Origin of the sequence: Pseudoalteromonas aliena, from assembly GCF_038155085.1 — a bacterium.
GTDB lineage: Bacteria > Pseudomonadota > Gammaproteobacteria > Enterobacterales > Alteromonadaceae > Pseudoalteromonas > Pseudoalteromonas aliena_A.
The window spans coordinates 20,982-29,429 of sequence record NZ_JBAKAU010000028.1; the positions used below are offsets into that span (position 1 = coordinate 20,982).

The following is an 8,448-nucleotide window of genomic DNA, read 5'->3' on the forward strand; positions in this document are numbered from 1 at the left end:
TTAGCCTGTTAGGAATTTAAAAGCATGGTAGAACAGCTCGTTTTAACAGGCATTATGCTTACCTTAGTCGGGTGCCTTTTTGGCACCCGTATTAATCCAGCATGGTTATTTGTAAGCGCTATTGGTACTAGTTATTTAGCCGGATTAATTGATCTTGAAAGCATGTTAGTTAATTATGCTAACCCGTCGCTTATCACCTTAGTGCTATTGGTGTTAGTGTCGACCGCAATAGAAAAAACCACCCTAATTCAAAAGTTAGCGCAATCGCTATCTAAAGGTAGTTTAGTAAAATCGGTAACAAAATTGGGGTTATCAACCGCCTTTTTATCGTCGTTTACTAACAATACTGCTGTTGTTGCATCGCTTATTACCGCGATAAAAGACAATCCTAATCACTCCCCTTCAAAGCTATTATTACCGCTGTCGTACACTGCTATTTTGGGCGGCACCATTACGCTTATTGGTACATCAACCAACTTAATCGTTAATGGCTTTGCAGTAGATGCGGGCATGGAGCCGCTGGGCTTTTTTGACTTTACCTTAGTGGGTTTAGGCGCGCTAAGCGTAGGCCTAATTACCATTTTAGTAATGCTTAAATACTTACCCGACAACGGTAAAAGCGACCAAGAAGTCGTGCCTTTTTACCTAGAAGGCAAAGTACAAGCAAGCTCAAAGTTAATAGGCCAAACCGTAGAAGAAAACGGCCTGCGTGATTTAAAAGACTTATTCCTCGCTGAAATTATTCGCGATGGAAGCCGAATTTGCGCAGTCACCCCGCAGCAAATTATTCAAAAAGATGACGTGCTGCTGTTTGTAGGTGACATAAAATCGGTGCCATTACTTACCCGTTTCGACGGTTTAAAAGTAGTACACGAGAATCATCAAAAAGACATAGAACACTTAGTAGAAGTAGTTGTAAGTCAGTCTTCAAAATTTATTGGCAAAACCGTAAAAGAAGCCCGCTTTAGAGAGCAGTTTCATGCAGCTGTTATTGCCATTCGCCGTGGGCACGACCGCTTACAAGGCGGCCTTGGGCAAGTGCAATTACAAGCTGGCGACTCACTTATACTCGCACCAGGCAAAAACTTTTACACTTTGCCTAATTTAAAGCGCGAATTTGTGTATATTTCGGGGTTTGACTTACAAGCCCACCTTGCACCTAAGCAATCAAATATTGTGTTATTAAGCTTTGCCGCAGTACTGGGTTTAAGCATTATTGGCATAGTGCCGCTGGTTAAAGGCTTATTAGTATTACTGATTGGCTTAATGCTCAGTGGCACCATAAAACTTAACGAAATAAAACGCCGTTTTCCTATCGAGTTACTCGTAGTCGTAGGCAGCGCCATTGGCCTTGCTAAATTAATGATAGGCACCGGACTTGCCGGGCAAATATCCGACGCCATGTTTATGGTACTTGGCGACTTTGGCCCTTACGGCGCATTTATTGCCATATTTTTAATGACCGTATTATTTACCGAACTTATTACTAATAACGCAGCAGCTGCCTTGTCGTTCCCTGTTGCTTACTCGCTCGCGGTTGGTTTTAATGTAGACCCGCTACCGTTTATTATGGCGGTTGCCTTTGGCGCATCAGCCAGCTTTATATCGCCATTTGGATATCAAACTAATCTAATGGTTTATAGCGCGGGTAACTATCGCTTAAAAGATTACATAGTGATGGGCTTACCCCTTTCTATTATTTATTCAATCACGGTATTAACCCTGATCCCGCTGGTATTTCCGTTTTAATACCTGCGCTCACAGCATAAGAGACTCTCACTATGGATGAAAATATAGTTTGGCATAACTACGCAACTACAAAAGCACAGCGTAGTGAGCAAAAAAAACATAAGCCCGCTATTTTATGGTTTACCGGCTTTTCAGGCTCAGGCAAAAGCACCGTAGCAAACGCACTAGAAGCGGCGCTTAATCAGCAAGGTACACACACTTACCTGCTCGATGGCGACAACGTACGCCACGGTTTATGCAAAGACCTAGGCTTTAGCGACGAAGACCGCATTGAAAACATACGCCGCGTAGGCGAAACCGCAAAACTAATGACCGACGCTGGCTTATTAGTACTTACTGCGTTTATATCGCCTTTTAGAGCAGAACGCGACATGGTGCGTAACTTAGTTGACGAAGGCGAATTTATCGAAGTCTTTATCGATACCCCACTGGATGTATGCGAAAGCCGCGATCCAAAAGGCTTATACAAAAAAGCCCGCGCTGGAGAGATAAAACACTTCACTGGTATCGATTCAAGCTACGAAGTGCCAAACAATCCAGAAATAATTTTAGATACAAGTAAAAACACCCTAGACCAATCGGTTACACAACTGATAACGTATCTAAAACAAAAGCACATAATATAGGTTAACCCCATGAATCAAACCGAACTGCTAGAAGAAACCCTCATCCTTGCCCGCAAAGCAGGCCAAGCGATAATGGGAATTTACGAAAAGGATTTTAACGTTGAGTACAAAGCCGATGAAAGCCCCGTAACCGACGCCGATTTAGCAGCTCATAAATTGATTGTGGCAGGGCTTCAACAGCTCACACCTGATATTCCAATACTCAGTGAAGAAAACGCTGACATAAGCTGGGATGTACGCCAAACGTGGAAAAGCTACTGGTTAGTTGACCCAATCGACGGCACTAAAGAATTTATTAAAAAGAACGGTGAATTTACCGTAAACATCGCCCTAATCAAAAATGGCATTCCTATTTTAGCCGTAGTAGATGCACCCGCACTCGGCGTATCGTACTTAGCCGCCGAAGCCATTGGCGCATTTAAAGATAAAGGCGATGAGCGAATTGAGCTTAAAGTAACGACTAAACCTAACAAAGGGTTAATTCGTGTTGTAGGTAGCCGCTCGCACCCATCACCCGATTTAGCCGAGTTTGTAAAACGCTTTGACGACGTTGAAATGGTGTCTAAAGGCAGCTCACTAAAGCTGTGTTTAGTCGCTGAGGGCAGCGCCGATATTTACCCGCGCTTAGGTCCAACCTGCGAATGGGATACAGGCGCAGGCCATGCAATCGCCGAAATAGCCGGTGCTAAAGTCACTAAGCTTGATGGCAGCCCGCTTATTTATAACACCAAAGATGAATACTTGAATCCGTATTTTATTGTTTCAGCTTTAGAGGGATAAGAGAAGTTTGAGTGAAGGTTGGGTTTAGTGCAACGAAACCCAACCCCTTAAAATCAGGAGCTTTAAGCAGGCGTCAATAAGTCTGAATTTTCACTCGTAATAAGATAGCTTAAACCACGAATAGTGCTCATGTAACTAATTATGCTCTGCATTCTATTAAAAAACAATTTCACCACCGAGAGCACAGAGTCGCTTCGCTACACAGAGGTTTGAAACCTAAGCTAAAAACATAAGTCGGAATCTCACCTAAACTCAACTCTAACTTACTCTTCTGATAAACCTAAATTATCGATGACTTTAAATTTCTGATCTTCTGTAATATCTTGATGTTGAAAACATTGAATTTTGTTTTTTAAGTATACCTTTTCATCTGTCGTAACTTTTAGGAGGTGCTGTCGAAAATAAATAGCTTCAGGTTCAGCAAACTTAGCATTATTTATAAGGAGTAATGTCGCATTTGATGAAACACTAGCTAGACAAATACTTAAAATATTTTCCATCCTCTTTTCATCAAAGTTGAATTTTGAGTCATCGAATTGTGTAAATACTAAATAATGTATTGTTAACTCAATGGATTTCATATTTAGTTGGTCTAAGTTTTCAATTAAAAACTTTCTGAAATCTATATTCTGCGTAAAGCTTTTGGCTTTTTCAGCAATCTTCCGGCGATCTTCTGACTCTTCAACATCAAAATAATCACCTTTAGAATCTTTTGAAATCCTTAATTCAGGTAATTCTTGGCTTATAAAAAGGAAACTGTAATGCCAAGTAAGAATCCGGAATAATAGAGCTTGAGCAAACTCAATTCCAGCTAATTTATTTAACACTTCTTCAAAGTGACCTTCAATAACAACTGTTCGTAACAACGTGTTTTCAAAGGTACTCTGAGGAGAAAGTACGCTCGATTTTTCAGCCTGTTTATTATCTAAAATTGCAAAGGCTAATGACTTTCTTTTGTTCTTATTTTCAATATCGTCACTAGCTCCAAAGATACCATTAAAACGCTCAAAACTAACTAACCAACGATGATCTATACATATACGATTCGCCAGTTTTTCAATATTCTCAGGGAGTATCGTTTTAAACTCTTTCAATACCTCTTGGTCTCTAAGTTCATTTTCAGGGACAGTTTCCAGTAATACCCGCTTTAAATAATCAACAGTATCTGGTTTTACACCTAAATGTTGCTCGTCACTATTTTTATCACTTTTTAAACCATTTCCGCTTTTATCAGTTATATCTTCTATAAGATTTAATAACTCCTTAAACAAAGCATTGTAAACATGCGTAGCTTCACTATTTGTAAAATCAGCTATCAAGTTTGAAAGGGCTTCATTTATTGTTTTCTGCTTTCCATTTTCTACTTTACCATTAATTAAGCTTATGTAAGAGTTTGCAAATGCATTGAATAACACAGGCTCAACCTCACGTAATGTAGTGAGTAATAACAAAGAGCCAAAATCAACCTCTCCCAATAACTTTTCTTTAGTCCAGCACTTACTTACACGTCGCATCACTCGCTTCAAAACTCGAATTGAGACTATAAAGTTATTAGAAATAATAGCTGGCTGATAAAAAGTCTGACTAAAGGTAAGAGGGTTTTGATTAAAATATCGTTCAGAGCTACTTATTGGACAATGTGTTAATAACATATCATTCTCGAATACTTCTTTAGTGCATAACTTTGCCCACTTACAAAGTATGCTTTTGAAGTCTTGAGATATTATTGTCTCTATGTGATCAGCAACTTTACTTAAAACCACAGCATGATTTGGCTTCTCATTTCCCATCGCAACGATAAAATTGATATGACTCAAATCTCGATTTTTCAATCTATCGAGCAGCGCGGCTATATCGTTTAAACGTTTTTCGTTTTCATCGCCTGTACCACGATCTACGTCTTGCAAGGTGATCAGTAACTTGTGATTGGTTGCATCAAGAACGTCATTAAGTTTTTGAAAACGTCCCTCAATATCAACGGGGCCTGCGAGTAACGTAGATGCAAACTGAAATACACTGCCGCCAGACTTCAACGCTTCAGTGTAATGCTTCGGTAACGCACGAAAGGCACACATATCAATATACTGACTTATATCGTCGATAATATGGCTCAATACAACATGCGCAACACTGCCGCTTGCAGCGCCCCATGTTGATATATCACTATGTATCCAAATACTCTCTTTTTGAGAGTTTTTTGCTAAACCATTCACAATACTTTCGACGATACTGCTTTTCCCGCAACCATAAGGTCCGCAAAGGGCTATATGTTGTGCTAACTCTTTATCACCGCCTTTTTGTAGCCGTTCGGTAATGCGCATGGCGTAAACCTGTAAATCGGGTTCTAATTCCTCTATGCTTTTAATAGTCGAATCATCTTTGAACCATTCTCTAAAGTGCTCTAAAGTTTTTAGTTCAGGCATTTCTTTAGCTTCAGACGGTTTACCTTCAGACATGAAACCCTGCTGTTTACTCTGCTTATATTCATTACACAATAAGTAAATCGCTAAAATTAAATAACTAGCAGCTAGGTACATAAAGACATTAAAGGCAGGTGTTATATCAGCTAAGCTGACGGCAAAAACTATATAAATTAAACTAAGGGCAACTAATACAGACGTAAAAATTGGCTTTTGGGTATAGAGCTTTGTCTGATAAATGACAGTTATGATCATGCCAATAAACGTAAGTGCTAGGTATTTTAAGCTCATAAAACTTTGCGCATATAATGCAGCTTCATCAAATTTTGGGGCTGTGCTTAGCGTATAAAAAGCAGTTATAAACAATGAAACTAATACAGCGATTGTCACAGGCGGATATCGCCAGTTAAACCCAACACTGCGTTTAGGGTGCGATATATAAAACTTATCAAGCAGGAGCTTTATGCCAATACCTGCTAAAAATGCGCTGCTGTAATGTAGAGTTGGATTTACATTTAAAATAGCGCCCCAGCTAGCATAGGGCTCTTGCACAAAACCGACTTGGCTTAAAAATACAGTAATTGTTGCAGCAGTAATTGCGCACAATAAAAGAGAAAGCCAGCGTCTGGCTGTAATGGGAAGAGTTTTAACTTGCGACAATGTTTAACATCCTTATTAATACGTTACTTCGCCAGTGTACACCGCATAAATAATAATCCAAATTCTGCATTACAAAACATTGCTAAATTGAATAACTAATCTAGATTGTATGTAGAAATTACTTTATATGTTCTCACGTGGTTAAACATACAAAGGGCTAATATTAAGGGCCCTCAAGATAAAAGCTTTTATATGAAAATTTAAACAAGAATGGTGAGCTATTTTACACTCTATAAATGGCGATTAAATAATTAAAATTGATCAAGTATTAACCATAATTGAGTAGCTACTTGCAATAAATCTCTAGCACAATCTAAACCACACACCAAGCCCCTCATCATACCCCACAACAACGTTTCATTTTCATTACACTTAGTAACTAATCTACTACAATGGTTTCGCGAGACAAAAGCGACTAAGCATGAAAAACTACGTTAAAAGTTATATTCTTGCGCGCAATTATTATTTTAAATAATGGATGAGCACACACATATGACAACATCTCAAGATGCAACGCTTTCAAATGCATCAACAAACACACATACAAGTTCAGCAAATACAAAAAAATCTAAATGGAATCTGCATGACACACAATGGACGCTAAGCCTTTTTGGTACGGCCGTTGGTGCGGGTATTTTGTTTTTACCTATTAATATTGGTATTGGCGGTTTTTGGCCGTTAATTATTATGGCATGTATAGCATTCCCAATGACCTTTTGTGCTCACCGTGGGTTAGCGCGTTTTGTGCTTTCGTCAAAAAACAAAGATGCCGATTTTACCGATGTAGTTGAAGAGCACTTTGGTGTGACTGCGGGTCGATTAATTTCATTGTTGTACTTTTTATCTATATTCCCAATTTTGCTTATTTACGGTGTGGGCTTAACAAATACCGTTGATAGCTTTATGGTTAATCAAATGGGGTTAGAGTCGCCATCTCGCGTATTACTTTCAGGCGTATTAGTTGCGGGCATGATCAGCCTAATGATGGGTGGCGAGCGTTTAATGCTACGTGCCTTTGCTATTTTAGTTTATCCACTTGTGGGTATATTATTCTTTTTATCGCTCTATTTAATACCTAGCTGGCAAATGCCAGATATGAGCCTACCTGAGGCTAGTAACTTTACTAAAACGCTGTGGTTATCAATTCCTATCATTGTATTTTCGTTTAGCCACGCAGCAGCTATTTCAAGCTTTGTAAATGTACAGCGTGGACATTACGGTACTCAGGGAGCTAGTAAATCTGAGGATATTTTAAAGCGCACTAGTTTACTACTCATTACCTTTGTACTGTTATTTGTGTTCTCTTGCGTGTTGTCGCTTACAGGCGAACAAATGGCGGCGGCTAAAGCCGCTAACGTCTCTATATTATCGTACCTAGCTAACATCACGAGCAATTCATTTATCGCCACCCTTGGACCGCTTGTTGCCTTTATTGCTATTACTTCGTCGTTTTTGGGTCACTTTTTAGGGGCACGTGAAAGCTTTACGGGTTTAGTGACTAAGCAATCAAACCTCAGTGCAAAAATAGCCGATAAAATTGGTGTATTAATTATGTTTTTAGCTATTTGGTTTTGCGCTGTTAAAAACCCAAGTATTTTAAACATGATGGATCAGTTATCGGGCCCTATCATTGCGATGATTTTATTCATCATGCCAATGATTGCAGTTTATAAAGTGCCTGGACTTCATAAGTATCGTAATCGTTCGAGCACGTTGTTTATATTAACTATCGGTTTATTAGCTGTATTTGCACTCTTTTATAGCATGCTTAAATAACCTACTGAGAAACCTGAGTCTTATTATTCAACATTAGGCAAAAACGTAAATTAAACAAAAATAAATAGCGCAGTGGTTTATACCTATCATCTTAGTTAATTTTAGTATTTCCCACTGCTACTCACCTTCCAAAGCTCAGAAAAATTACCAATACAACCACATTAACACTCGATTAATTTAAAGGATTAGCTAAGTTGCATTAAAAGCTTCTGATTTACGGCCGTGTGGATACTGGAGGTAGAGCAATGCGGAGCAATTAGTTATAACAATTAAATTTTGTCATGTTATAAACTCGATTTTCTTACCTTAAAATAGCTCAATTAATTAAGTAAATTCATAGCTAATAATGTCGTAGTGCCCACTGCGGTGGAGAGCCACATAACAAATGCTACACTATCGTTGCGTCGGGGCGGCCTTGTGCGGGGCTCGCCTTCGAG

At 39.0% G+C, this 8,448-nt stretch carries 5 protein-coding genes; 4 read left to right on the forward strand and 1 reads right to left on the reverse strand.

The genetic code is table 11. The features are described 5' to 3' along the window. Positions 1–24: 24 nt before the first annotated feature. From V6260_RS17600 to cysQ, 3 genes are read left to right on the forward strand one after another with little or no spacing between them, the layout of a single operon-like run. A complete protein-coding gene (locus V6260_RS17600) occupies positions 25–1,749 on the forward strand; it encodes an SLC13 family permease (protein ID WP_341595434.1) in 1,725 nt (574 codons plus the stop codon). A 32-nt stretch (positions 1,750–1,781) separates the two neighbouring features. Then, positions 1,782–2,375, forward strand: a complete 594-nt coding sequence (gene cysC / locus V6260_RS17605; protein ID WP_002958870.1) for an adenylyl-sulfate kinase — start codon at positions 1,782–1,784, stop codon at positions 2,373–2,375. Positions 2,376–2,384: 9 nt separating this feature from the next. Continuing rightward, positions 2,385–3,155: a 3'(2'),5'-bisphosphate nucleotidase CysQ gene (gene cysQ, locus V6260_RS17610; protein WP_341595435.1), complete on the forward strand. Its 771-nt coding sequence runs from the start codon at positions 2,385–2,387 to the stop codon at positions 3,153–3,155. Positions 3,156–3,418: 263 nt separating this feature from the next. Here the strand turns inward: cysQ and V6260_RS17615 are convergent, their stop codons facing one another. Further along, entirely contained in the window at positions 3,419–6,235 is a 2,817-nt protein-coding gene (locus tag V6260_RS17615; RefSeq protein ID WP_341595436.1) for a P-loop NTPase fold protein, read from the reverse strand. A gap of 492 nt (positions 6,236–6,727) precedes the next feature. On the opposite strand from V6260_RS17615, the gene V6260_RS17620 reads away from it, so the two are divergent. Further along, positions 6,728–8,011 (forward strand): aromatic amino acid transport family protein, encoded by a 1,284-nt coding sequence (locus V6260_RS17620; protein ID WP_341595437.1) that lies wholly within the window; start codon positions 6,728–6,730, stop codon positions 8,009–8,011. Positions 8,012–8,448 lie beyond the last annotated feature (437 nt).

Excerpts from the sequence above, each read along its gene's own strand:
- V6260_RS17600 (WP_341595434.1), top strand. The coding sequence starts at position 25 with ATGGTAGAACAGCTCGTTTTAACAGGCATTATGCTTACCTTAGTCGGG.
- cysC (WP_002958870.1), top strand. The coding sequence starts at position 1,782 with ATGGATGAAAATATAGTTTGGCATAACTACGCAACTACAAAAGCACAG.
- cysQ (WP_341595435.1), top strand. The coding sequence starts at position 2,385 with ATGAATCAAACCGAACTGCTAGAAGAAACCCTCATCCTTGCCCGCAAA.
- V6260_RS17620 (WP_341595437.1), top strand. The coding sequence starts at position 6,728 with ATGACAACATCTCAAGATGCAACGCTTTCAAATGCATCAACAAACACA.